The sequence below is a fragment of the Streptomyces sp. SID13726 genome (assembly GCF_010548375.1).
Classification (GTDB): domain Bacteria; phylum Actinomycetota; class Actinomycetes; order Streptomycetales; family Streptomycetaceae; genus Streptomyces.
Genome location: NZ_JAAGLY010000004.1, coordinates 524,098 through 546,731, shown reverse-complemented (window position 1 = coordinate 546,731; position 22,634 = coordinate 524,098). Strand labels below are relative to the sequence as shown.

The window sequence follows — 22,634 nt, the reverse complement described above, 5'->3', positions numbered from 1 at the left end:
ACTGCGCGACAAGCCCCCACCGCCCCGCACCCAAAACTCAACCGGCCAAAGCCTCCCCAAACGCCCCCGCAGCCTGAGAAACCCCACTGCAGTTGGTCAAAGCGTCATCCCCCTCAGAATCCCCCGACTCACACTGCTGATCCCGAAACGTGGACCACATGGACACCCAGGCCACCTCCTTCGACTCAGCAAACTCCCGCACCTGAGCCGCATCGGACAACGTGAACGTCTCCCCGTCCACATCATTCGTCCCGATCATCGAGGTGAGCGCGATGGCCCGCCACGCAGTGGAGTCGGACGTACCGAAGACCGACTTCAACTGCGCCTGCGCCGCCTTCGCCGAAGTGATCGCGTAATCCCCCATGTCCCCGTCGTACGACTCCCCGTAGTTCATCGTCATGATGTTGACGGTCGACACCTGGACGGAGTTGTCGTTGGCGGACTCCAGCAGCGCCACGCTGTCGTCGTCGAGCCCGGACGGCATCACGGGCAGCGTGAACGAGACGGCGAGATCGCTCCGTTCCTTCTGGAGGAGCGCGATCGCCTCGGAGCGCAGGTCCACCGAGTCGGAGTCGGTCAGCGCGTCCCCCTCGATGTCGAAGTCGGCTAGGGAGGAACCGGCCGCGTCGAGGGCGGCCCCGTACGCCGCCGCCAGCTTCGCCGCCGTGGAGCACGTCTCCGCCAGCTCCTTCCCGGACGCCCCGCCGAAGGAGACCCGCACCTGTGCCCCGTCCGTCTTCAGCGCGCTGATCCGGGACTTGACGGAGGAGTCGCCGACCGCCGAGGTGCCGTTCCAGGAGGGCGTGCAGTCGCTCCCGTCGGCGATCACGAAGGCGAGGTTGTACACCGACGGAGACCCCGCGGAGTCGTTGTCGGACGCCTCGGTCGCGCTGACGTAGGGCGCGTAGCCGGTGACGGCCGACGTCGACGGGGAGGCCGAGGCGGTGGCCGACGGGGACGGCGACGCTGTCGGGGACCCGCTGCTCTGTTTCGGTTCCGGGGACGAGCACCCGGCCGTGAACAGGGCCAACAGACAACCGACCCCGGCCATCGGTTTCAGGGGACTCCGCATGGGCACACACCCGCTCTCGTGATTCGGAGAGCGAATGTCTCACACCCGTCTGAGGCGAGAGCTCTCAACTCTGTGTCCCTTCCACAGCGTTGCGCAGGATTTCCGGGAACCTCTCAGGAAACAGACAGGTTAAGACGTTTCTCATATGCGCATCACATGAAGCTCAGATGTGGACACATAAAGACTGCCTAACGTCTCGGGAATGCAATCCGAGCCTGCTTGCGAGAACCCCACAGAGGTACGCGGTCGCCGCCGAAAACGCGGTCATGGCGACTCCGCCGACGGCCCCGTGTTCGTCGACAACTCCGGACGCCGCTCCAAGATGCTGCGCCGGATCGGCCTTCTCCTCGGCGTCCTGTCCCTCGGGTACGCCGTCGTGCTGGGCCTCGCCTTCATGGGCATCGGCGTCTCCAGCACGACGCTGCTCCCCTTCGGCAACGGCGGCCCGCGCGGAACCTCCCAGTCCGGCCCCGGCGGCGCCCAGCCGCAGGGCGGTATCGGCACCCCGCCGTCCCGGCCCACCGGCACTCCGCCCACGGGCACCGCCACGGGCGCTCCGCCGAGCGCCGCCCCGACCGCGACCGCCTCCGCGGCCTCCAACTGACCGGAACGGCCCACCACATGACCACGACGACGCCCTCCCGCGGCCGTCGGCGTGCCCCCACCCGCATGGAGCGGGCGGCGGGCAAGGCCGCGGCGTTGCAGAAACCGCGGGTCATCCTCGCCATGCTGCTCCTGCTCGGCCTGACCAGCGTGATGCTGCTCGACGGCTATCTGCGCGCCGAGGTCGGCGGCGACGAGCGGGTGCGCGACGGCGCCAGCTCCAGCAAGGTCCCCGACAAGATCCTCAACGGCGGGCCGATCATCAGCTTCCGCGGCGGCCAGGCCACCACGACCTCCGTACCGTCCAAGACGATCGCGCTCACCTTCGACGACGGCCCGAACCCGACGTACACCCCCCAGGTCCTGGAGATCCTGAAGAAGTACGACGTCCCGGCCACCTTCTTCGTCGTGGGCTCGATGGTCTCGCGGTACCCGTCGATCGTGAAGGACATGGTCGAGGACGGCAACGAGGTGGGCATCCACACCTTCACCCACGTCGACCTCTCCTACCAGAGCGACGCCCGCGTCCGGCGCGAGATGACCCAGACCCAGCTCGCCCTCGCGGGCGCGGCCGGCATCACCACCACGCTGTTCCGGGCGCCGTACTCCTCGGAGACGGACGCGATCGACAACTACAGCTGGCCGGTCTACAAGAAGCTCGGTGAGGAGGGCTACACCAGCGTCTTCGTCGACACCGACAGCGACGACTGGAAGAAGCCGGGCGTCTCGAAGATCGTCAAGTGGGCCACGCCGTCCGGGACTTCGGGCGCCTCCGTGCTGATGCACGACGCCGGTGGCGACCGTGAGGAGACGATCGCGGCGCTGCCGAAGTACATCGAGAAGATGAAGGCGAAGGGCTACACCTTCACCACCATCAGCGGTGTCCTGGCGGCGCAGAACACCGGTGAACCGGCGGGGCAGCAGGCGGACGCGAGCGGTCCGGCCGGGGGCGGCGGGGCCGGTGGAGTCGGTGAGTCCGGTGGAGTCGGTGAGGCCGGTGGGCAGCAGCCCGGTGGCGCGACCGAGGGCCGGAGTACCGCCGAGCGGCTCCAGGCGGCCCACCGCGAGGCCACCGGCACGACCCTCTACGAGGGCAAGGCGCTCATCGCCGCCGTCGCCGTCGCGGAGTGGACCGTGCCCGCCCTGTCGGTGGGGCTGGTGATCGTGGGCGTGGCCGTCATGGGCCGGTTCGGGATGATGCTGATCCTCGCCCGCCGCCACTACCGGCAGCGCAATAAGCGCCGCTTCAGCTGGGGGCCCACGGTCACCCGGCCGGTGAGCGTGATCGTCCCGGCGTACAACGAGAAGGAGTGCATCGCCAACACCCTGGAGTCGCTGGCGAAGAGCACCCACCCGATCGAGGTGATCGTCGTCGACGACGGCTCCTCGGACGGCACCTCCGAGATCGCCCGGGCCGCGGCGGAGAAGCTCGGCATGACCAACGTCCGGGTCATCCGCCAGGAGAACGCGGGCAAGCCGGCCGCCCTCAACAACGGTGTCCGCAGCGCCAGTTACGACATCGTCGTGATGATGGACGGCGACACCGTCTTCGAGCCGGACACCGTACGGCAGCTGGTGCAGCCCTTCGCGAACGAGGAGGTCGGCGCGGTCGCCGGCAACGCCAAGGTCGGCAACCGCAACACGGTCATCGGGGCCTGGCAGCACATCGAGTACGTGATGGGCTTCAACCTCGACCGCCGGATGTACGACCTGCTGCGCTGCATGCCCACCATCCCGGGTGCGATCGGCGCCTTCCGCCGCGAGGCGGTCCTCCAGGTCGGCGGGATGAGCGAGGACACCCTCGCCGAGGACACCGACATCACCATCGCGATGCACCGCGCGGGCTGGCGGGTCGTCTACCAGGAGCACGCACGCGCGTGGACCGAGGCGCCGGGCTCCCTGAAGCAGCTCTGGTCCCAGCGCTACCGGTGGTCGTACGGCACCATGCAGGCGCTGTGGAAGCACCGCAAGTCCCTCACGGACAAGGGTCCTTCGGGCCGCTTCGGCCGGGTCGGCATGCCCCTGGTGGTGATCTTCCAGATCGTCACGCCGGTCTTCGCCCCGCTGATCGACGTGTTCACCGCCTACTCGATGATCTTCGTCGACTTCCAGGCGGCGCTGTACGCGTGGCTCGCGGTGCTGGCCATCCAGCTGGTGTGCGCGGCGTACGCCTTCAAGCTGGACAAGGAGAAGTACCGCTATCTGCTGATGATGCCGCTCCAGCAGCTGGCCTACCGCCAGATGATGTACCTCGTCCTCATCCACTCCTGCATCACCGCCCTCACCGGCGGCCGACTGCGCTGGCAGAAGCTGAAGCGGACCGGCGAGGTCGGGACGCCGGCGGGAGTGAGCTAGATGAGCTGGGAGCAGCAGGGGCCTGGCCGGCAGGGTTCTGGCGAGCAAGGGTACGGCCGGGGGTATGGCCAGGGATATGGCCAGGAGTACGGGTACTCGGGGTATCCGCAGCAGTCGTACCCGCAGCAGCCGTATTCGCAGGAGTACGTCGATCAGGGGTACCCCGAGCAGAGCGCGCCGTACGCGACGTCCCCGTTGCCGGTGGTGGAGCCGGAGCCGGAGCCGGAGCCACCGGTTCTCGAGGCCCCCGCTGACGCCGAGGCGGAGGAGGAGAAGCCTCCGCCTCGGCCCCCGGGCCGGGACCGCTACTTCGACACCCTGCGGGCCGTCGCCCTGATCCGGGTCGTGACCTATCACACCTTCGGGTGGGCCTGGGCCGGCATGGTCTTCCCCTCCATGGGCATCATGTTCGGCCTGGCCGGCACGCTGATGGCGAAGTCCCTGGAGCGGCCGGCGTTCAAGGTCGTCAAGAGCCGGATGCGGCGCCTGCTGCCGCCGTTCTGGTTCTGGGGCGTCTTCGTGGTGCTCGCGATGCTGGTCCACGACTGGATGCCGGGCTGGCAGATCGTGTTCTGGATCGTGCCGCTCGGCGATCCGCCGGGCAACCAGTGGGCGGTCCAGGCCTGGGAGATCCTCTGGTACCTGCGGACCTACCTGTGGTTCGTGCTGCTCTCCCCGGTCCTGCTGAAGGTGTTCCGGCTGGCCCCCGTGCCGGTGCTGCTGCTTTCCCTTGCCCCGATCGTGGTCTTCCACTTCCTCTGGGAGCCGCCGGACAACCGCTTCGGCAGCGCGCTGACCGACCTCGCGACCTTCCTGTTCTGCTGGATCCTCGGGTTCGCCCACCGGGACAAGGTCCTGGAGCGCCTGATGCCGGCGGCCGTGGTGCTGCTCTCGCTCGCCGCGATCGGGTTCGGCGGCTGGTGGGCGTTCACGCACCAGGCCGAGACCGGCTCGTACGACCTCGACGACATCCCCCTCGCCCAGGCTTTCTGGTCCGCCGGGTACGTGATGCTGCTGATGTGGGCCAAGGCGTACTTCCGGATCGACTTCGCCTGGCTGACCCGCTTCCGGCGCACCGACCGGGTCGTCACGATCTTCAACTCCCGCGCGGTGACGATCTACCTGTGGCACGAGATCGCCCTGATCCTCGCCGTCCCACTGATCGACCAGTTCTGGAACGTACCCGCCTTCGAGAAGTGGCTGCCCCTGGACAGCCAGTGGTTCATGTTCGCCATCGGCTGGGTGCTGATCGCGGTGTTCGTCCTGGCGTGCGGGTGGGTGGAGGACGTGGCCGGCAAGAAGAAGCCACAGCTGCTGCCGGGAGGCCGCCGGTCTGCTGCGTGAGCTGGGCGGTGGGGTGTGTGAGGGCGGCGGCGGGGCGTGTGCCGGGTGGCGGCCGGGTGCGTGAGGGTGCTCGCTGGCTGTGTGAGGGCGGTGGCTGGTGGGTTGGGGGAGGGTTGCCTGTTGTGTTGGGGGTGTCGGCTGGCTGCGTGCGGGAGGGCGGGTGCTTGTGAGGGCGGCGGCCGGGTGTGCCGGGGCGGCGGTCCGGTGTGTGAGGGACGGTTGCCTGTTGCGTCGGGGTGTCGGCTGGCTGTGGGCGGGACGGCGGCTGGGTGCGTGTGGGGGCGGTGGCCCGGCGCGCCTGAGGGTGCTCGCTGGCCGTGCGTCGGTGGCAGCCGGTGTGCAGGATGGTCGCCCGGTGTCCGGTGGTGGCGGTCCGCTCTGTGAGGGCCTCGGCCCGGCTCGGGAGGGCGGCTGCAAGAATGGGTGGGTGACCCGCGCCTCCCTGAACAAGCAGCCGCACGAAGTCGCCTCGATGTTCGACGACGTGGCGGAACGGTACGACCTGACGAACGACGTGCTGTCGCTCGGCCAGGACCGGGTGTGGCGCAAGGAGGTGGCCAGGGCCGTCGACGCCCGCCCGGCCCAGAAGATTCTGGACCTCGCGGCGGGCACGGCCACGTCCTCGCTGCCCTTCGCCCGCACCGGCGCCTACGTCGTGCCCTGCGACTTCTCACTCGGCATGCTGAAGGTCGGCAAGCGGAACCACTCCTGGCTGCCCTTCACCGCGGGCGACGCGACGAAGCTGCCCTTCAAGGACGACACCTTCGACGCCGTCACCATCTCCTTCGGCCTGCGCAACGTCCAGGACACGGACAGCGCGCTGCGCGAGATGTACCGGGTGACCAGGCCCGGCGGGCGGGTCGTGATCTGCGAGTTCTCGCACCCGACCTGGACACCCTTCCGCACGGTCTACACCGAGTACCTGATGCGCGCCCTCCCGCCGGTCGCCCGCGCGGTCTCCTCCAACCCCGACGCGTACGTCTACCTCGCCGAGTCCATCCGCGCCTGGCCCAACCAGCCGGCCCTCGCCGAACGCCTCCAGAAGGCGGGCTGGTCGAAGGTGGCCTGGCGCAACCTGACGGGCGGGATCGTGGCGCTGCACCGGGGCGTCAAGGAGATCTGAGCGGCCTGACCTGACCAGGCCCGGCCCGGCCCGGCCCGGCCCGGCTCAGCGTTGAGCGTCAGAGTCCCGTCACGCAGCGGACCACATAGGGATCACCCGGCTCGTCCAGCTCGCGCTGGAGTCCACCGCGCGGAGGCTTCGGCATGCGGGGTTCGCGGATTCCGCCGCCGCCCTCACCGGGGCCGAGGTCGAACCAGACGTACACCACCGAGTCCCGCGGCACCTCCGCGCCGGCCTGCGGGTACTGGCGTACGACATAGTCGACGACGGCCAGGTGGAAGTCCTTCCGATCCGGCGCGTTGATGAACAGGCCCTGCGCCTGGGCCGTCTCGCGCGCGTCCATGGCCATGAGTCCGACCAGACGCGGTACGCGCACTTCGGGCGTCTTGGGTGTTATGCGCACAGATGTCACCCCCAGCGGTACTGGCAGGGTAACTCCGGCTCCCCGGCGGCCGGAAGTGCCGGGTATCTTTCTGCAACAGTCGGCTACTGTGCGTGACTTGGGGGCAGGGTCAGCCGGAAGCAGAGGGCGTCCTCGGAGAACCGCGGGTGCGGGAACCTCTCGGCGAGCTTCATTCCGAGCCGCTCGGTGACCGCGATCGACCGTTCGTTTCCGGGTCTGACCATCGCGACCACGTCGGTGACACCGGCCGCCGTGAGCCGCTCCAGGGTCATCCGCGCGGCCACGGTCGCGTACCCCTGGCCCCAGTACGCCCGCCCGAGCCGCCAGCCGATCTCGATCTCACCCGTCGGCCCCCAGTCCCGAGGCCACGGCTGGGCGCCGGTGAACCCGATGACCTGGCCGTTCTCGTCGACCATGGTCCACAGGCAGTAGCCCAGCTCGGCGTCGTGCCGGCGCTGGCGCGCGGTGAGCTCCTCGTAGACGTACAGCTCCGCGGACCGGCCGCCGTGGAACTCCATGACGTCCGGGTCGTCGAAGATCCGGTGCCAGGCGACGGCGTCCTCGTCGGTGGGGACGCGCAGCCGTACTACGGGCAGAGCTCGGTTCACTGGGCAGCCCTTCAGCCGGGTGATCAATTCTGCTGAATAGACTGCCCATGTCCAGTGCCGGTCGGCACACAGATTCCGGACTTGCCTCCGCACCTGATTCCGAACCTGGGGAGATCCCGTCGTGACTGAGCCGCTCTCCGAAAACACCGCCGATGTCATCGTCGTCGGCGCGGGGCCGGCCGGCTCCACGACCGCGTACTACCTCGCCAAGGCCGGACTCGACGTACTGCTCCTGGAGAAGACCGAGTTCCCGCGCGAGAAGGTCTGCGGGGACGGCCTCACCCCGCGTGCCACCAAACAGCTCGTGGCCATGGGCATCGACATCTCCGAAGAGGCCGGCTGGCTGCGCAACAAGGGCCTCAGGATCATCGGCGGCGGTGTCCGCCTCCAGCTGGACTGGCCGGATCTCGCCTCCTTCCCCGACTACGGCCTCGTCCGCAAGCGCGACGACTTCGACGAGCAGCTCGCCCGCCAGGCCCAGAAGGCCGGGGCCCGGCTGTACGAGCGCTGCAACGTCGGCGCCCCGATCGTCGACGACCGCACGGGCCGGATCACGGGTGTCCACGCCAAACTCGGTGACGAGAAGCGCGAAGTCACCTTCCACGCCCCGCTCGTGGTCGCCGCCGACGGCAACTCCACCCGGCTCTCCCTCGCGATGGGCCTGCACCGCCGCGAGGACCGCCCGATGGGCGTCGCCGTACGGACGTACTTCGAGAGCCCCCGGCACGAGGACGACTACCTGGAGTCCTGGCTGGAGCTGTGGGACCGCCGCGGCCCCGGCGAGGACCGGCTGCTGCCCGGCTACGGCTGGATCTTCGGCATGGGCGACGGCACCTCGAACGTCGGCCTCGGCGTCCTCAACACCTCCGACTCCTTCAAGGAGCTGGACTGGCGCGAGGTCCTGAAGGCCTGGTGCGCCTCCATGCCGGAGGAGTGGGGCTACACGCCGGAGAACATGACCGGCCCGATCCGCGGCGCCGCCCTCCCCATGGCCTTCAACCGCCAGCCCCACTACACCAAGGGCCTGCTCCTTGTCGGCGACGCCGGCGGCCTGGTGAACCCCTTCAACGGCGAGGGCATCGCCTACGCCATGGAGTCCGGCCAGATCGCCGCCGACGTCATCGTCCAGGCCCACGCCCGCCCGACGCCCGCGAGCCGCGAACTGGCGCTCCAGCGCTACCCGCGCGTCCTGAAGGACACCTACGGCGGCTACTACACGCTGGGCCGCGCCTTCGTGAAGCTCATCGGCAACCCGAAGGTCATGAAGATCGCGGCCCAGCGCGGTCTGACCCACCCGCTGCTCATGAAGTTCACCCTGAAGATGCTCGCCAACCTCACCGACCCCACGGGCGGCGACGCGATGGACCGGATCATCAACGGGCTGAGCAAGGTGGCGCCGAAGGCGTGACGCGGGGCCCGTCGCGGAGGCATGTTGGAGAGATGGACGCAGGGGTCGCGTTACCGCTCTTCGTCATCCTCGTCGCGGTGTCGGTGTGGGCGCTGGTCCACTCCCTCAGGCGCTGACGGCGACTAACCGGCGCTCAGCGCCTCGACGTTGGCGGCCCGGCGGGCGAACACCTCGTCCCGCCGGTCCGCCACCTGCCGGAGCGCGTCCCGACGCTCCTTCTTGGACAGCCGGTCGAGATACACGTGCCCGTTCACATGGTCGGTCTCGTGCGCCAGGCACCGCGCGAAGTACCCGGTGCCCTCGATGACGAGCGGCTCCCCGTCCTTGTCGAACCCGCGCACCACCGCCCGGGCCGGACGCGGTACGTCCATGACGGCGCCCGGCACCGACAGACACCCCTCGTTGTCGTCGAGCAGCCTGCGCCCGGCCGGGTCGAGCTGTTCGAGGACCGGGTTGGCGATGTGCCCGACATGCCGGACCCCGTCGTCGTCCGGGCAGTCATAGACGAACAGCCGCAGTCCGACGTCGACCTGGTTGGCCGCGAGGCCCGCTCCTTCCGCGATGTACATCGTCAGGAACATGTCGTCGATGAGCGCGGCGAGGTCGGGCCCGAACTCGGTCACGTCCCGGCACGGCTTGTGCAGCACCTCCTCGCCGACCTCGGTGATCCGCCGCACCCGCCCGCGCCGGGCCTCCGGCGCGAGCCGCGGATACGTGTCGGTGGGCCTGCCTTGTACGAACACACTGGGCATGGTGATCCCTTCTGCGCTGTGAGGATGCTGTGGGCGGTCGGGCAGCGGGATTCCGTTCTCCGGAGTCCCTCCCCACCCTCCGTCGCCCATGACAACAGAACACATCCAACAGCCCCAGAAGCGGACCGGCCACACTCGCAGAGGATTCCTGGCGGGGGCCGTGCGCTGCGGGCCGGGGGCCGGGGGCCGGGAGCCGGGGGCCGGGGGCCGGGGGCCGGGGGCCGGGAGCCGTGGGTCGGGGGAGCGGCGGTCGCGTTGGGCACCGCCGGGGCTCTACGACGACACCGGAACGGGACAAGCCAGGCATCCCGACGACTCCGGGAAGGCGGCCCTGCGGGACGAGGGCCGCCTCGGCTGGTTCATGGACCCGGCGCTGACGGGCCTGGGCGGCCCTGAGCCGCGCAATCGGGAGCAGTTCCACGTCCGTCCCACGGGCACGCTCCACAACCGCCCCTCGGCGCACACAGCGGTGCCGGGTGCGGGAGCCGTACCGGCCGCCGGAGACGGGTGAACCCGGAAGGGCCGCTGCCCCCGAGCGGCTGCGGCCCTACCGAGTTGTGTTCTTGTCCTGTGCTGCTCTCAGAGAACCTGCTCTCAGAGCACCTGCTTTAGAGCACCCGCACCGCGCCGGTCGGCGGGTCGTAGGAGAGCGGCTTCTCGGCGACACCCGTCGAGGGGTTCTGCGCACCGACGAACATGCCGTCGCCGACGTACACCGCCACGTGGTACGCGCTGCCCGCGCTGCCCCAGTACAGGATGTCGCCCGGCTGGAGGTTGCTCAGCGAGACCTGGGTGCCGGCCGTCGACTGCGACTGGGAGACGCGCGGCAGGTCGACGTTGATCTGGGCGAACGCGGCCTGGACGAGCCCGGAGCAGTCCCACGAGTTGGGGCCCGTGCCGCCGGAGATGTAGGAGTCGCCGATCTGCGCCTTCACGAAGGCGATGACGGCGGCCGCCGAACCGGTGGCCGTGGACGAGCCGGTGGAGACACTGGCGCTCGCGGAAGCGGACAGCGTGGAGCGCTCGGAGCTGCGGGAGGCGGCTTCCTCCGCGGCGGCCCGGCGTGCCTCCTCGGCCTTCTTCTTGGCCTCAGCCTTCTTCTTGGCCTCGGCGAGGTCCGCCTTGGCCTGCTGGGCGGCCTTCGCTGCGGCCGCGTCACGCTCGGCCACCAGCTGGTAGTTGGCGGCGGCCTGCTGCATCGCGTCGGCGGTCTCGGCGACCTGGCTGCCCAGGTCGGCCGACAGGGTGGGCAGTTCGAGGGTCTGCGTCGTCGACTCGGCGGCGAACGCCGATGCCGACGCGCCCGCCGCTGCCATGCTGAGCACGCCACCGGCGACTCCGGCACGCACGGCGATCGAAGTCGTCGCGCTGCGGCGGGGTTTCCGGTGGCTGCGTATGTGAGCGGTGTGGGACATGAGACCAACTGGTATCAGGGGCTCCTCCATACCTTCAAGAAACGTGTGCTGCGCCACAGTTGTTCAATCGCCGGCCCGAATCTCCGGTGTGCCGCTCTTTATTGACGCCGTAACGGACATTGCGGACGCAGGTGATCAAGCCTGTGATCATGGGGTTTCGCTGTTACGCCCGGATTGCCCCGCATCTACCACCGGTTGAGGCCGATGGCCAAGCCCCCTTCTTATGGACCTCTCATGGATGTGGCGGAGGTCACGCAACGGTTACGGGGGTGGCTGCGTCCTGACGCGCTCCGCGCTCGTGAATGTGTGCACGCGTCCACATCCGTCCTCGCGCCTCCCTCTGATGTGTGAATGCGGGCCACTACCAAGCCGTCGCGTCCAGCGCCAATTTGCATGCAGAGGAAGCCTCTTGATATTGAGACGCCTCTTCCGACCTGCGTCGACTAGCGGAAATGTCACCTCTGGTGATCACTCGGGCGCTTCTCGTGTGAAGATCACCGCTGATCCGACTTCATGATCCTTCGTCAGGTGGTGGAGATCACAAAGCTTGTGCAATACCCCGTGTCGCAGATCACAGACCGGCGGGCATAAGATGCGGGTCAGTTGGGCTTGTGACCTGCTTCACATGTTCGCGATCTTCGTCAGGACGGACGGAGGTCGGCGGGACGTATGAGTCGGGTGGGAAGTCCGATGCCATCGCCAGCAGTCAGTGCCGACTGAGAGGAGCGAGGAGCGGTGAACGCCTATGCGCCCATCCTCGTACTGGGAGCCCTCGGGGCAGGCTTTGCGATCTTCTCCGTGGTCATGGCCACGCTGATCGGTCCGAAGCGGTACAACCGGGCCAAGCTCGAAGCCTACGAGTGCGGCATCGAGCCGACCCCCACGCCGGCCGGCGGCGGGCGCTTCCCCATCAAGTACTACCTGACGGCGATGCTCTTCATCGTCTTCGACATCGAGATCGTCTTCCTCTACCCCTGGGCCGTCACCTTCGACGCCCTGGGTGTTTTCGGGCTCGTGGAGATGCTGCTCTTCGTGCTCACCGTCTTCGTCGCGTACGCGTACGTATGGCGGCGCGGCGGCCTGGAATGGGACTGAGGGGCCTTTAACTCATGGGACTCGAAGAAAAGCTGCCGAGCGGCTTCCTGCTGACCACCGTCGAGCAGGCCGCGGGCTGGGTGCGCAAGGCGTCCGTCTTCCCGGCCACCTTCGGCCTGGCCTGCTGTGCCATCGAGATGATGACCACAGGTGCCGGACGCTACGACCTGGCCCGCTTCGGCATGGAGGTCTTCCGCGGCTCACCCCGCCAGGCCGACCTCATGATCGTCGCCGGCCGGGTCAGCCAGAAGATGGCGCCGGTGCTCAGGCAGGTCTACGACCAGATGCCGAACCCCAAGTGGGTCATCTCCATGGGGGTCTGCGCCTCCTCGGGCGGCATGTTCAACAACTACGCGATCGTGCAGGGCGTCGACCACATCGTCCCGGTCGACATCTATCTGCCCGGCTGCCCGCCACGGCCCGAGATGCTGATGGACGCGATTCTCAAGCTCCACCAGAAGATCCAGTCCTCCAAGCTCGGCGTGAACGCCGAGGAGGCGGCCCGCGAGGCGGAGGAGGCGGCGCTCAAGGCCCTGCCCACGATCGAGATGAAGGGGCTGCTGCGGTGAGCGACGCGAACGGCACCGGCAACGGTGTGAACCCCGAGAAGGATCTCGGTGCCTCCAACCTCCCCGGCCAGCGCGGCGAGGGCGGTGAGGAGATCCGCGTCCAGCGCGGCATGTTCGGCGCCAACAACGGCGGCGACACCTCCGGCTACGGCGGCCTGGTCCGCTCGATCAGGCTCCCCGGAGCGTCCACCCGCCCCTACGGCGGCTGGTTCGACGAGGTCGCCGACGAGCTGGAGGGCGCCCTGGAGGAGCAGGGACTGCTCCCGGACAACGCCATCGAGAAGACGGTCGTCGACCGCGGCGAGCTCACCTTCCACATCGAGCGCGAGCACCTGCTGCGCGTCGCCCAGACCCTGCGCGACGACCCGGCCCTGCGCTTCGAGCTCTGCACCGGCGTCAGCGGGGTGCACTACCTGCACGACAAGGGCCGCGAGCTGCACGCCGTCTACCACCTGCGCTCGATCACCCACAACCGGCTGATCCGCCTGGAGGTCAGCGCCCCGGACGCGGACCCGCACATCCCGTCCCTGGTCCCGGTGTATCCGACCAACGACTGGCACGAGCGCGAGACCTACGACTTCTTCGGGATCGTCTTCGACGGTCACCCGGCCCTGACGCGGATCATGATGCCGGACGACTGGCAGGGCCACCCGCAGCGCAAGGACTACCCCCTCGGCGGCATCCCCGTCGAGTACAAGGGCGCCCAGATCCCGGCTCCGGACCAGCGGAGGTCGTACTCGTGAGCACTTCCCACGCATCCGCCTCCGCCGCCTCGGCGCGCGAGACCACCGAGGGCACCGTATATACGGTCACCGGTGGCGACTGGGACGAGGTCGTCCAGAGCGCGGCCAAGGCCGACGACGAGCGCATCGTCGTCAACATGGGTCCCCAGCACCCCTCCACCCACGGAGTGCTCCGGCTGATCCTGGAGATCGACGGCGAGACCGTCACCGAGGCCCGCTGCGGCATCGGCTATCTCCACACCGGCATCGAGAAGAACCTCGAGTTCCGCACGTGGACGCAGGGCACCACGTTCGTGACGCGCATGGACTACCTGACGTCCTTCTTCAACGAGACCGCCTACTGCCTCGCCGTCGAGAAGCTCCTCGGCATCGAGGACGAGGTCCCGGACCGGGCCGAGATCATCCGGGTGCTCCTGATGGAGCTGAACCGGATGTCCTCGCACCTGGTGTGCATCGCCACCGGCGGCATGGAACTCGGCGCCACCACGATCATGATCTACGGATTCCGTGATCGTGAAATGATTCTCGACATCTACGAGCTCATCACGGGCCTGCGGATGAACCACGCGTACATCCGTCCCGGCGGACTCGCGCAGGACCTGCCGCCCGGCGCGGTGGACCACATCCGCGAGTTCGTGAAGAAGATGAAGAAGAACCTCCCGGAGTACGACAAGCTCGCCACCGGGAACCCCATCTTCAAGGCCCGTATGCAGGACGTCGGCTATCTCGACCTCTCCGGCTGCATGGCCCTCGGCGCCACCGGCCCCATCCTGCGCTCCACCGGTCTGCCGCACGACCTGCGCAAGGCGCAGCCCTACTGCGGTTACGAGACCTACGACTTCGACATCCCGACCGCCGACACCTGTGACTCCTACGGCCGCTTCCTGGTCCGCCTTGAGGAGATGCGCCAGTCGCTGCGGATCATCGAGCAGTGCCTGGACCGGCTCCAGCCGGGACCGGTCATGGTCGGCGACAAGAAGATCGCCTGGCCCGCCCAGCTCGCGCTGGGCCCCGACGGGCTCGGCAACTCCCTCGACCACATCAAGAAGATCATGGGCACCTCCATGGAGGCCCTGATCCACCACTTCAAGCTGGTCACCGAGGGCTTCCGCGTGCCGCCGGGACAGGCGTACGCGGCCGTCGAGTCACCCAAGGGCGAACTCGGGGTGCACGCCGTGTCCGACGGCGGCACCCGCCCCTTCCGGGTCCACTTCCGGGACCCGTCCTTCACCAACCTTCAGGCCATGGCGGCGATGTGCGAGGGCGGCCAGGTCGCCGACGTCATCGTCGCCGTCGCGTCCATCGACCCCGTGATGGGAGGCGTCGACCGGTGACCACCAGTTCTTCCGAGCGGGGCGTCAGCCTGGGCATGCCCGAACTGCCCGCACCCGCTTACCCGGACGACGTACGGGCCCGCCTCGAGACGGACGCGCGCGAGATCGTCGCCCGCTACCCGGACTCCCGCTCGGCCCTGCTGCCGTTGCTGCATCTCGTGCAGTCGGAGGAGGGCCATGTCACGCGCACCGGGATGCGGTTCTGCGCGGACGTGCTCGGGCTGACCACGGCCGAGGTCACCGCGGTGGCCACCTTCTACACCATGTACCGGCGCAAGGCCTCAGGCGACTACCAGGTGGGCGTCTGCACCAACACGCTGTGCGCGGTGATGGGCGGCGACGCGATCTTCCAGGAGCTCCAGGAGCACCTGGGCGTCGGCAACGGCGAGACCACCGACGACGGCAAGGTCACCCTGGAGCACATCGAGTGCAACGCGGCCTGCGACTTCGCGCCGGTCGTGATGGTCAACTGGGAGTTCTTCGACAACCAGACCCCGGCGAGCGCCAAGCGCATGGTCGACGACCTGCGCGCGGGGCGGCCCGTCGAGCCCACGCGCGGGGCGCCGCTGTGCACCTTCAAGGAGACCGCGCGGATCCTCGCGGGCTTCCCCGACGAGCGGCCCGGGGCCGTCGAGGCGACCGGCGGAGCGGGACCGGCGTCGCTGGTGGGCCTCCGCCTGGCCAGGGGAGAGACCGCACCCGCGCGCGTGGTCCATCCGCGCGACGGCGCACCGCAGGACCGCGACGGCGCCACGAAGGACGGGGACGTCCACGAGCCGTCCCCGACGGAGCACTTGAGCTCGCACGACGCGCCACAGGACACGTCGGCCTCCGACCCGGCACATCCGTCCGGGCCCGCCGCCGAGGAGGGGGAGTGATGACCTTGGCACCCGAACTCAGGAACAACAGCCCCGAGAAGCTGCTCGCACCCGTACTGTCGGCCTTCTGGGACGAGGACAAGTCCTGGACGCTGGACGTCTACAAGAGGCACGAAGGGTACGAGGGGCTCCGCAAGGCGCTCGCGATGTCGCCGGACGACCTGATCGCGTACGTCAAGGACTCCGGTCTGCGCGGCCGCGGCGGTGCGGGATTCCCCACCGGAATGAAATGGCAGTTCATTCCGCAGGGAGATGGAAAACCGCACTATCTAGTTGTCAACGCCGACGAGTCGGAGCCCGGGACGTGCAAGGACATCCCGCTCCTGTTCGCGAACCCGCATAGCCTCATCGAGGGCATGATCATCGCGTGTTATGCCATCAGGTCTTCGCATGCCTTCATCTATCTGCGCGGTGAAGTAGTCCCTGTGCTGCGGCGGTTGCACTCGGCCGTGAGCGAGGCCTACGCGGCCGGCTACCTCGGACAGAACGTCCTGGGCAGCGGCCTCGATCTCGACATCACCGTGCACGCCGGCGCCGGGGCGTACATCTGCGGTGAGGAGACCGCACTGCTCGACTCGCTCGAAGGCCGCCGTGGTCAACCGCGGCTCCGTCCCCCTTTCCCTGCGGTCGCGGGCCTCTACGCCTGCCCGACTGTTGTGAATAACGTGGAGTCGATCGCGTCGGTTCCCGCGATCCTGCAAAAGGGAAAAGACTGGTTCAGGTCGATGGGCAGCGAGAAGTCCCCGGGCTTCACGCTCTACTCGCTCAGTGGCCATGTCGCCAATCCCGGCCAGTTCGAGGCCCCGCTCGGCATCACGCTCCGCCAGCTCCTGGAGATGAGCGGTGGTATGCGGCCGGGCCACCGCCTCAAGTTCTGGACACCGGGCGGTTCTTCGACCCCGATGTTCACCGACGAGCACCTCGACGTCCCCCTCGACTACGAGGGAGTCGGCGCCGCCGGTTCCATGCTCGGCACCAAGGCCCTCCAGTGCTTCGACGAGACGACCTGCGTGGTCCGCGCCGTCACCCGCTGGACCGAGTTCTACGCCCACGAGTCCTGCGGCAAGTGCACCCCGTGCCGTGAAGGGACGTACTGGCTCGTGCAGTTGCTGCGCGACATCGAGGCCGGCAAGGGCGTGATGTCCGACCTCGACAAGCTCAACGACATCGCCGACAACATCAACGGCAAGTCGTTCTGCGCCCTCGGCGACGGCGCCGCCTCGCCGATCTTCTCCTCGCTCAAGTACTTCCGCGAGGAGTACGAGCAGCACATCACCGGCCGGGGCTGTCCCTTCGACCCGGCGAAGTCCACGGCCTGGGCCGACCGCCCGGAGGTGAACGCATGACTGTGACCACCAACGCTCCCTCGGGAGGGGGAGAGGCGGCGGTCCCGCCGGAAGACCTCGTCTCGCTGACGATCGACGGCGCCGAGATCAGCGTGCCCAAGGGCACCCTGGTCATCCGGGCCGCCGAAGAACTCGGCATCGAGATCCCCCGGTTCTGCGACCACCCCCTCCTCGACCCGGCCGGCGCCTGCCGCCAGTGCATCGTCGAGGTCGAGGGCCAGCGCAAGCCGATGGCGTCCTGCACGATCACGTGCACCGACGGCATGGTGGTGAAGACGCACCTCACCTCACCGGTCGCCGAGAAGGCCCAGCACGGGGTGATGGAGCTCCTCCTCATCAACCACCCGCTGGACTGCCCGGTCTGCGACAAGGGCGGCGAGTGCCCCCTCCAGAACCAGGCGATGTCCCACGGCCAGGCCGAGTCCCGGTTCGAGGGCAAGAAGCGGACCTACGAGAAGCCGGTCCCGATCTCCACCCAGGTACTGCTCGACCGCGAGCGGTGCGTGCTGTGCGCCCGCTGCACCCGCTTCTCCAACCAGGTCGCGGGCGACCCCATGATCGAACTGGTCGAGCGGGGCGCACTCCAGCAGGTCGGCACCGGTGAGGGCGACCCCTTCGAGTCGTACTTCTCCGGCAACACCATCCAGATCTGCCCGGTCGGCGCGCTCACCTCGGCGGCGTACCGATTCCGCTCCCGCCCCTTCGACCTGGTCTCCACCCCGAGCGTGTGCGAGCACTGCTCCGGCGGCTGCGCCACGCGCACGGACCACCGGCGCGGCAAGGTCATGCGCAAGCTCGCGGCCAACGACCCCGAGGTCAACGAGGAGTGGATCTGCGATAAGGGGCGCTTCGCGTTCCGGTACGCGCAGCAGCGCGACCGGCTCCAGACACCCCTGGTGCGCAACCCCGAGGGCGAACTGGTGCCGGCCTCCTGGCCGGAGGCGCTCCAGATCGCCGCCCAGGGCCTGCTCGCCTCGCGCGGCCGGGCCGGAGTCCTCACCGGCGGCCGCCTCACCATCGAGGACGCGTACGCCTACAGCAAGTTCGCGCGCGTGGCCCTCGACACCAACGACATCGACTTCCGCGCGCGTGTGCACAGCAGCGAGGAGGCCGACTTCCTGGCCGCGCGGATCGCGGGCCGCGGCCGTGACCTCGACGGTACGGGCGTCACGTACACCGCGCTGGAGAAGGCACCGGCGGTCCTGCTGGTCGGGTTCGAGGCCGAGGAGGAGGCGCCCGGCGTCTTCCTGAGGCTGCGCAAGGCCTGGCGCAAGCACGGCCAGAAGGTCTTCTCCCTCGCCACCTACGCCACCCGCGGGCTGGAGAAGGCGGGCGGCACCCTGCTGCCCGCCGCCCCCGGCACCGAGACCGAGTGGCTGGACGCGCTCGCCGGCGGGGTCGGCCTGGAGGACGACGGCAGCAGGGCCGCCGAGGCACTGCGCGCCGAGGGCGCGGTGATCGCCGTCGGTGAGCGGCTCGCCGCCGTGGCGGGCGGACTGACCGCCGCCGTACGGGCCGCCTCCGCGACCGGCGCCCAGCTGGTGTGGATTCCGCGGCGGGCCGGGGAGCGCGGTGCCGTCGAGGCGGGTGCGCTGCCCTCGCTGCTGCCGGGCGGACGTCCGGCGACCGACCCGCGCGCGCGTGAGGAGGTCGCCTCCGTCTGGGGCGTGGCCGAACTCCCGCACCGCTACGGCCGCGACACCGGGCAGATCGTCGAGGCGGCCGCCACCGGTGAACTCCAGGCCCTGGTGGTCGCGGGCGTCGAGGTCGCCGACCTGCCCGACCCGGCACGCACGCGTGCGGCGCTGCGGGAGGTCGGGTTCGTGGTCTCGCTCGAACTGCGGCCCGGCGAGGTCACCGAGCACGCGGACGTCGTCCTCCCGGTGGCCGCGGTCGCCGAGAAGGCCGGCACCTTCCTCAACTGGGAGGGCCGGGTGCGCTTCTTCGAGGCCGCGCTCAAGCCCGACCAGATGACCCGCACCCTCGCGCCCACCGACGCGCGCGTGTTGCAGATGCTGGCCGACGCCATGGACGTACACCTGGGTCTGCCCGATCTTCGCACCACGCGCGCGGAGATCGACCGGCTCGGCCCCTGGGACGGATCGCGCGGTACCGAACCGTTCGAGACCGGCGCCCAGTTGCCGCGGCCCGCCGCCGGAGAGGCCGTCCTGGCCGGACACCGGCTGCTGCTCGACCAGGGTCTGCTCCAGCAGGGCGACGAGGCGCTCTCCGGGACCCGGCACGCGGCACACGCGCGGGTGTCGGCCGCGACGGCCGCGGAAGCGGGCGTCAAGGAAGGCGACCTGCTCGCCGTGACCGGCCCCGCCGGAGTCGTCGAACTCCCGCTCCAGGTCACGGAGATGCCCGACCGGGTGGTCTGGCTCCCGCTGAACTCCACCGGCGGGGGAGTGGCCTCCGACGCCGGAGTGGTGCCCGGCTCCCTCGTCCGCATCGGCCCGGCCCCGCTCGCCGCCGAAGCCCCCAAGGAGGTGGAGGCATGAGCCCGCTCGCCGCTGAAGACCTCTCGATGTTCGGCACCGACCCCTGGTGGCTCGTCGTCATCAAGGCCGTCTTCTGCTTCGCATTCCTGATGGTGACCGTGCTGTTCTCCATCGTGTGGGAGCGCAAGGTCGTCGCCTGGATGCAGTTGCGCATCGGCCCCAACCGGCACGGCCCCTGGGGCATGCTCCAGTCGCTCGCCGACGGCATCAAGCTGATGCTGAAGGAAGACGTCATCGTCAAGCGCGCGGACAAGGTCGTCTACGTCCTCGCGCCGATCGTCGCGGCCATCCCGGCCTTCATGGCGATCGCGGTGATCCCCTTCGGCCCGGCCGGCAACGAGATCTCGATCTTCGGCCACCGCACCGCGATGCAGCTCACCGACCTCCCGATCGCGATGCTCTACATCCTCGCGGTCGCCTCGGTCGGCATCTACGGCATCGTGCTCGCGGGCTGGAGCTCCGGGTCGACGTACCCGCTGCTCGGCGGTCTGCGGTCCTGCGCCCAGATGATCTCGTACGAGATCGCCATGGGTGCCGCCTTCGCCTCGGTGTTCCTCTACTCCGGGTCTATGTCGACCTCGGCGATCGTCGAGGCCCAGCAGGACCGCTGGTACATCGTGCTGCTGCCGGTCTCCTTCGTCATCTACGTCATCACGATGGTCGGCGAGACCAACCGCGCCCCCTTCGACATGCCGGAGTCCGAGGGCGACCTGGTCGGCGGCTTCAACACCGAGTACTCGTCGATCAAGTTCGCGATGTTCATGCTCGCCGAGTACGTGAACATGGTGACGGTCTCGGCCGTGACGACCACCCTCTTCCTCGGTGGCTGGCGGGCCCCCTGGCCCATCTCCACCTTCTGGGAGGGCGCCAACCACGGCTGGTGGCCGCTGCTCTGGTTCGTCATCAAGGTGCAGCTGCTGCTGTTCTTCTTCATCTGGCTGCGCGGCACGCTTCCCCGCGTCCGCTACGACCAGCTGATGAAGCTCGGCTGGAAGGTCCTCATCCCGGTCTCCGTGGTGTGGCTGATGCTCGTAGCGACCGTGCGGACCCTGCGCAACCAGAACTACGACTTCGCCGACATCGCCCTCTACATCGGCGGCGGAGTCCTGGTCCTGCTGCTGCTCTCCTTCGTCGCCGACATGTTCCGCGAGAAGTCGAAGGCGGCCTCGCAGCCCGCCGCGGAACCGGCCGGATTCGACCCGATGGCCGGCGGGTTCCCCGTACCGCCGCTGCCCGGACAGGAGTTGCCGCCCGTGCCGAGGCGCCGCCCCCAGCGGGAGCGGGAGCTGATTGTCAGTGGTGGGTCCGATACTCAGAGTGACGGCGGATCTACGGATGGAAAGGAGGCGTCCGATGGCTGAGGAGCCCAAGGAGACCAAGCCCGGTTTCATGAACCCTGTCGCAGGCTTCGGCGTGACCTTCAAGGCCATGTTCAAGAAGCGGCTGACCGAGCAGTACCCGGAGCAGCAGAAGACCACCGCTCCGCGGTTCCACGGACGGCACCAGCTCAACCGCCATCCGGACGGCCTGGAGAAGTGCGTCGGCTGCGAGCTGTGCGCCTGGGCCTGCCCCGCCGACGCCATCTATGTGGAGGGCGCCGACAACACCGACGAGGAGCGCTACTCGCCGGGCGAGCGGTACGGCCGCGTCTACCAGATCAACTACGCCCGCTGCATCCTGTGCGGCCTGTGCATCGAGGCGTGCCCCACGCGCGCGCTGACGATGACCAACGAGTTCGAGCTGGCCGACAGCAGCCGCGCCAACCTCATCTACACCAAGGAGCAGCTGCTCGCCGGGCTCGACGAGGGCATGGTCGACAGCCCGCACTCGATCTTCCCGGGCACCGACGAGCAGGACTACTACCGGGGCCTGGTGACGGAGGCCGCGCCGGGCACGGTCCGGCAGGTCGCGGTCTCCAAGGGCGAGAAGCCCTCCGACGAGGAGGTGGAGGCATGAGCGCGCTCGCCGCCTACTCCACCTCCACCGGTGAGGCCTTCCAGTTCTGGGTCCTCGGCACCGTCGCCGTGATCGGCGCCCTGTGCACCGTCTTCATGAAGAAGGCCGTGCACAGCGCGCTCTGCCTCGCCGGCACCATGATCATCCTGGCGGTGTTCTACCTCGCCAACGGCGCCTACTTCCTGGGCGTCGTGCAGATCGTCGTCTACACCGGCGCGATCATGATGCTGTTCCTGTTCGTGGTGATGCTCGTCGGCGTGACCGCGGCGGACTCCCTGAAGGAGACCATCAGGGGCCAGCGCTGGCTGGCCCTTCTCTGTGGACTCGGCTTCGGCGTCCTGCTGTTCGCGGGCATCGGCAACGCCTCGCTCAAGGAGTTCAACGGCGTCGCCCAGGCCAACTCCGGCGGCAACGTGGAGGGTCTCGCGACCCTCATCTTCACCAAGTACGTCTTCGCCTTCGAGATCACCGGCGCCCTGCTGATCACGGCCGCCGTCGGCGCCATGGTGCTCACGCACCGCGAGCGCACCGAACGCGCCCTGACCCAGCGGGAGATGGCCGAGAAGCGGGTCCGCGACGGCAAGCACCTCCCGCCGCTGCCCGCCCCCGGCGTCTACGCCCGGCACAACGCGGTGGACATCGCGGGCCTGCTGCCCGACGGCACCCCGTCCGAGCTCACGGTCAGCAAGACCCTGCGCGACCGCGGCCAGATCCGTGACGTGTCCACCGAGGCGATGAACGACCTCAAGGCGCTGGAGCAGCGCTCCGAGGACCGCCTGGAGCGCACCGAGACCGAACCGGCCACCTTCAAGAGGGAGGCGTCGAAGTGAACCCGGTCAACTACCTCTACCTCGCCGCCCTGTTGTTCACGATCGGCGCCACCGGTGTCCTGATCAGGCGCAACGCGATCGTGGTGTTCATGTGCGTCGAGCTCATGCTCAACGCCTGCAACCTCGCGTTCGTCGCCTTCTCCCGGATGCACGGCAATCTCGACGGCCAGATCATCGCCTTCTTCACGATGGTCGTCGCCGCCGCGGAGGTCGTGGTCGGGCTCGCGATCATCGTGTCGCTGTTCCGTTCCCGCCACTCGGCCTCGGTCGACGACGCCAGCCTGATGAAGCTGTAAGGG

The 22,634-nt window shown here is 69.0% G+C and carries 22 protein-coding genes; 17 read left to right on the top strand and 5 right to left on the bottom strand.

Annotated features, from left to right (window positions below; translation table 11 throughout):
• Window positions 1-37 precede the first annotated feature (37 nt).
• Entirely contained in the window at window positions 38-1,072 is a 1,035-nt protein-coding gene (locus G3I78_RS13750) for a chitinase (RefSeq protein WP_164423955.1), read from the bottom strand.
• 202 nt (window positions 1,073-1,274) lie between these two features.
• Between G3I78_RS13750 and G3I78_RS13745 the strand changes: the two genes are divergently transcribed.
• The 4 genes from G3I78_RS13745 (at window position 1,275) to G3I78_RS13730 (ending at window position 6,497) form a co-directional block, all read left to right on the top strand.
• A complete protein-coding gene (locus tag G3I78_RS13745; protein WP_164423953.1) occupies window positions 1,275-1,676 on the top strand; it encodes a hypothetical protein in 402 nt (133 codons plus the stop codon).
• Between the two features lie 17 nt (window positions 1,677-1,693).
• Window positions 1,694-4,030, top strand: a complete 2,337-nt coding sequence (locus G3I78_RS13740; protein ID WP_164423951.1) for a bifunctional polysaccharide deacetylase/glycosyltransferase family 2 protein — start codon at window positions 1,694-1,696, stop codon at window positions 4,028-4,030.
• Entirely contained in the window at window positions 4,031-5,374 is a 1,344-nt protein-coding gene (locus G3I78_RS13735; protein WP_164423949.1) for an acyltransferase, read from the top strand.
• A 427-nt stretch (window positions 5,375-5,801) separates the two neighbouring features.
• Complete coding sequence (locus G3I78_RS13730) at window positions 5,802-6,497, top strand: demethylmenaquinone methyltransferase (protein WP_164423947.1); 696 nt, start codon at window positions 5,802-5,804, stop codon at window positions 6,495-6,497.
• Between the two features lie 58 nt (window positions 6,498-6,555).
• Here G3I78_RS13730 and G3I78_RS13725 read toward each other — a convergent pair whose 3' ends face one another.
• Window positions 6,556-6,873 carry a PASTA domain-containing protein gene (locus G3I78_RS13725; RefSeq protein WP_164423945.1) on the bottom strand — a complete coding sequence of 106 codons (318 nt, stop codon included), beginning with the start codon at window positions 6,871-6,873 and terminating at the stop codon, window positions 6,556-6,558.
• A gap of 110 nt (window positions 6,874-6,983) precedes the next feature.
• Window positions 6,984-7,508 (bottom strand): GNAT family N-acetyltransferase, encoded by a 525-nt coding sequence (locus tag G3I78_RS13720; protein ID WP_164423942.1) that lies wholly within the window; start codon window positions 7,506-7,508, stop codon window positions 6,984-6,986.
• Between the two features lie 121 nt (window positions 7,509-7,629).
• On the opposite strand from G3I78_RS13720, the gene G3I78_RS13715 reads away from it, so the two are divergent.
• Window positions 7,630-8,916: a geranylgeranyl reductase family protein gene (locus G3I78_RS13715; protein WP_164423940.1), complete on the top strand. Its 1,287-nt coding sequence runs from the start codon at window positions 7,630-7,632 to the stop codon at window positions 8,914-8,916.
• Between the two features lie 122 nt (window positions 8,917-9,038).
• On the opposite strand, the gene def is transcribed toward G3I78_RS13715, so the two are convergent.
• Window positions 9,039-9,668: a peptide deformylase gene (gene def, locus G3I78_RS13710; RefSeq protein WP_164423938.1), complete on the bottom strand. Its 630-nt coding sequence runs from the start codon at window positions 9,666-9,668 to the stop codon at window positions 9,039-9,041.
• Between the two features lie 88 nt (window positions 9,669-9,756).
• On the opposite strand from def, the gene G3I78_RS51955 reads away from it, so the two are divergent.
• Complete coding sequence (locus G3I78_RS51955) at window positions 9,757-10,179, top strand: hypothetical protein (protein WP_239157789.1); 423 nt, start codon at window positions 9,757-9,759, stop codon at window positions 10,177-10,179.
• Between the two features lie 97 nt (window positions 10,180-10,276).
• Here the strand turns inward: G3I78_RS51955 and G3I78_RS13700 are convergent, their stop codons facing one another.
• Complete coding sequence (locus tag G3I78_RS13700) at window positions 10,277-11,083, bottom strand: C40 family peptidase (protein WP_164423935.1); 807 nt, start codon at window positions 11,081-11,083, stop codon at window positions 10,277-10,279.
• A gap of 735 nt (window positions 11,084-11,818) precedes the next feature.
• Between G3I78_RS13700 and G3I78_RS13695 the strand changes: the two genes are divergently transcribed.
• The 11 genes from G3I78_RS13695 to nuoK are packed head-to-tail and all read left to right on the top strand — an operon-like array spanning window position 11,819 to window position 22,631.
• Window positions 11,819-12,178, top strand: coding sequence for an NADH-quinone oxidoreductase subunit A (locus G3I78_RS13695; RefSeq protein WP_007383963.1), 360 nt, complete (start codon window positions 11,819-11,821; stop codon window positions 12,176-12,178).
• A 14-nt stretch (window positions 12,179-12,192) separates the two neighbouring features.
• Window positions 12,193-12,747 carry an NADH-quinone oxidoreductase subunit B gene (locus tag G3I78_RS13690; protein ID WP_007383964.1) on the top strand — a complete coding sequence of 185 codons (555 nt, stop codon included), beginning with the start codon at window positions 12,193-12,195 and terminating at the stop codon, window positions 12,745-12,747.
• Window positions 12,744-13,490, top strand: a complete 747-nt coding sequence (locus tag G3I78_RS13685; protein ID WP_164423933.1) for an NADH-quinone oxidoreductase subunit C — start codon at window positions 12,744-12,746, stop codon at window positions 13,488-13,490. The genes G3I78_RS13690 and G3I78_RS13685 overlap by 4 nt, the downstream gene beginning before the upstream one ends.
• A complete protein-coding gene (locus tag G3I78_RS13680) occupies window positions 13,487-14,824 on the top strand; it encodes an NADH-quinone oxidoreductase subunit D (RefSeq protein WP_164423931.1) in 1,338 nt (445 codons plus the stop codon). The genes G3I78_RS13685 and G3I78_RS13680 overlap by 4 nt, the downstream gene beginning before the upstream one ends.
• Window positions 14,821-15,702, top strand: coding sequence for an NADH-quinone oxidoreductase subunit NuoE (gene nuoE, locus G3I78_RS13675; RefSeq protein WP_164423929.1), 882 nt, complete (start codon window positions 14,821-14,823; stop codon window positions 15,700-15,702). Before G3I78_RS13680 ends, nuoE begins: the two co-directional genes overlap by 4 nt.
• Window positions 15,699-17,048 (top strand): NADH-quinone oxidoreductase subunit NuoF, encoded by a 1,350-nt coding sequence (gene nuoF / locus G3I78_RS13670; protein ID WP_343243737.1) that lies wholly within the window; start codon window positions 15,699-15,701, stop codon window positions 17,046-17,048. Before nuoE ends, nuoF begins: the two co-directional genes overlap by 4 nt.
• Window positions 17,045-19,549: an NADH-quinone oxidoreductase subunit G gene (locus G3I78_RS13665; RefSeq protein ID WP_164423925.1), complete on the top strand. Its 2,505-nt coding sequence runs from the start codon at window positions 17,045-17,047 to the stop codon at window positions 19,547-19,549. The genes nuoF and G3I78_RS13665 overlap by 4 nt, the downstream gene beginning before the upstream one ends.
• The gene (gene nuoH, locus G3I78_RS13660) at window positions 19,546-20,910 is read left to right on the top strand and encodes an NADH-quinone oxidoreductase subunit NuoH (RefSeq protein ID WP_164423923.1); all 1,365 of its coding nucleotides are present in this window, start codon (window positions 19,546-19,548) and stop codon (window positions 20,908-20,910) included. The genes G3I78_RS13665 and nuoH overlap by 4 nt, the downstream gene beginning before the upstream one ends.
• Complete coding sequence (gene nuoI, locus G3I78_RS13655) at window positions 20,903-21,505, top strand: NADH-quinone oxidoreductase subunit NuoI (protein ID WP_164423921.1); 603 nt, start codon at window positions 20,903-20,905, stop codon at window positions 21,503-21,505. Before nuoH ends, nuoI begins: the two co-directional genes overlap by 8 nt.
• On the top strand, window positions 21,502-22,335 hold the full coding sequence (locus tag G3I78_RS13650; RefSeq protein ID WP_164423919.1) for an NADH-quinone oxidoreductase subunit J: 834 nt from the start codon (window positions 21,502-21,504) through the stop codon (window positions 22,333-22,335). The genes nuoI and G3I78_RS13650 overlap by 4 nt, the downstream gene beginning before the upstream one ends.
• A complete protein-coding gene (nuoK, locus tag G3I78_RS13645; RefSeq protein ID WP_004927567.1) occupies window positions 22,332-22,631 on the top strand; it encodes an NADH-quinone oxidoreductase subunit NuoK in 300 nt (99 codons plus the stop codon). Before G3I78_RS13650 ends, nuoK begins: the two co-directional genes overlap by 4 nt.
• Window positions 22,632-22,634: the final 3 nt, after the last annotated feature.

Excerpts from the sequence above, each read along its gene's own strand:
- G3I78_RS13750 (WP_164423955.1), bottom strand. The coding sequence starts at position 1,072 with ATGCGGAGTCCCCTGAAACCGATGGCCGGGGTCGGTTGTCTGTTGGCC.
- G3I78_RS13745 (WP_164423953.1), top strand. The coding sequence starts at position 1,275 with ATGCAATCCGAGCCTGCTTGCGAGAACCCCACAGAGGTACGCGGTCGC.
- G3I78_RS13740 (WP_164423951.1), top strand. The coding sequence starts at position 1,694 with ATGACCACGACGACGCCCTCCCGCGGCCGTCGGCGTGCCCCCACCCGC.
- G3I78_RS13735 (WP_164423949.1), top strand. The coding sequence starts at position 4,031 with ATGAGCTGGGAGCAGCAGGGGCCTGGCCGGCAGGGTTCTGGCGAGCAA.
- def (WP_164423938.1), bottom strand. The coding sequence starts at position 9,668 with ATGCCCAGTGTGTTCGTACAAGGCAGGCCCACCGACACGTATCCGCGG.
- G3I78_RS51955 (WP_239157789.1), top strand. The coding sequence starts at position 9,757 with ATGACAACAGAACACATCCAACAGCCCCAGAAGCGGACCGGCCACACT.
- G3I78_RS13700 (WP_164423935.1), bottom strand. The coding sequence starts at position 11,083 with ATGTCCCACACCGCTCACATACGCAGCCACCGGAAACCCCGCCGCAGC.
- G3I78_RS13690 (WP_007383964.1), top strand. The coding sequence starts at position 12,193 with ATGGGACTCGAAGAAAAGCTGCCGAGCGGCTTCCTGCTGACCACCGTC.
- G3I78_RS13665 (WP_164423925.1), top strand. The coding sequence starts at position 17,045 with ATGACTGTGACCACCAACGCTCCCTCGGGAGGGGGAGAGGCGGCGGTC.
- nuoH (WP_164423923.1), top strand. The coding sequence starts at position 19,546 with ATGAGCCCGCTCGCCGCTGAAGACCTCTCGATGTTCGGCACCGACCCC.
- nuoI (WP_164423921.1), top strand. The coding sequence starts at position 20,903 with ATGGCTGAGGAGCCCAAGGAGACCAAGCCCGGTTTCATGAACCCTGTC.
- G3I78_RS13650 (WP_164423919.1), top strand. The coding sequence starts at position 21,502 with ATGAGCGCGCTCGCCGCCTACTCCACCTCCACCGGTGAGGCCTTCCAG.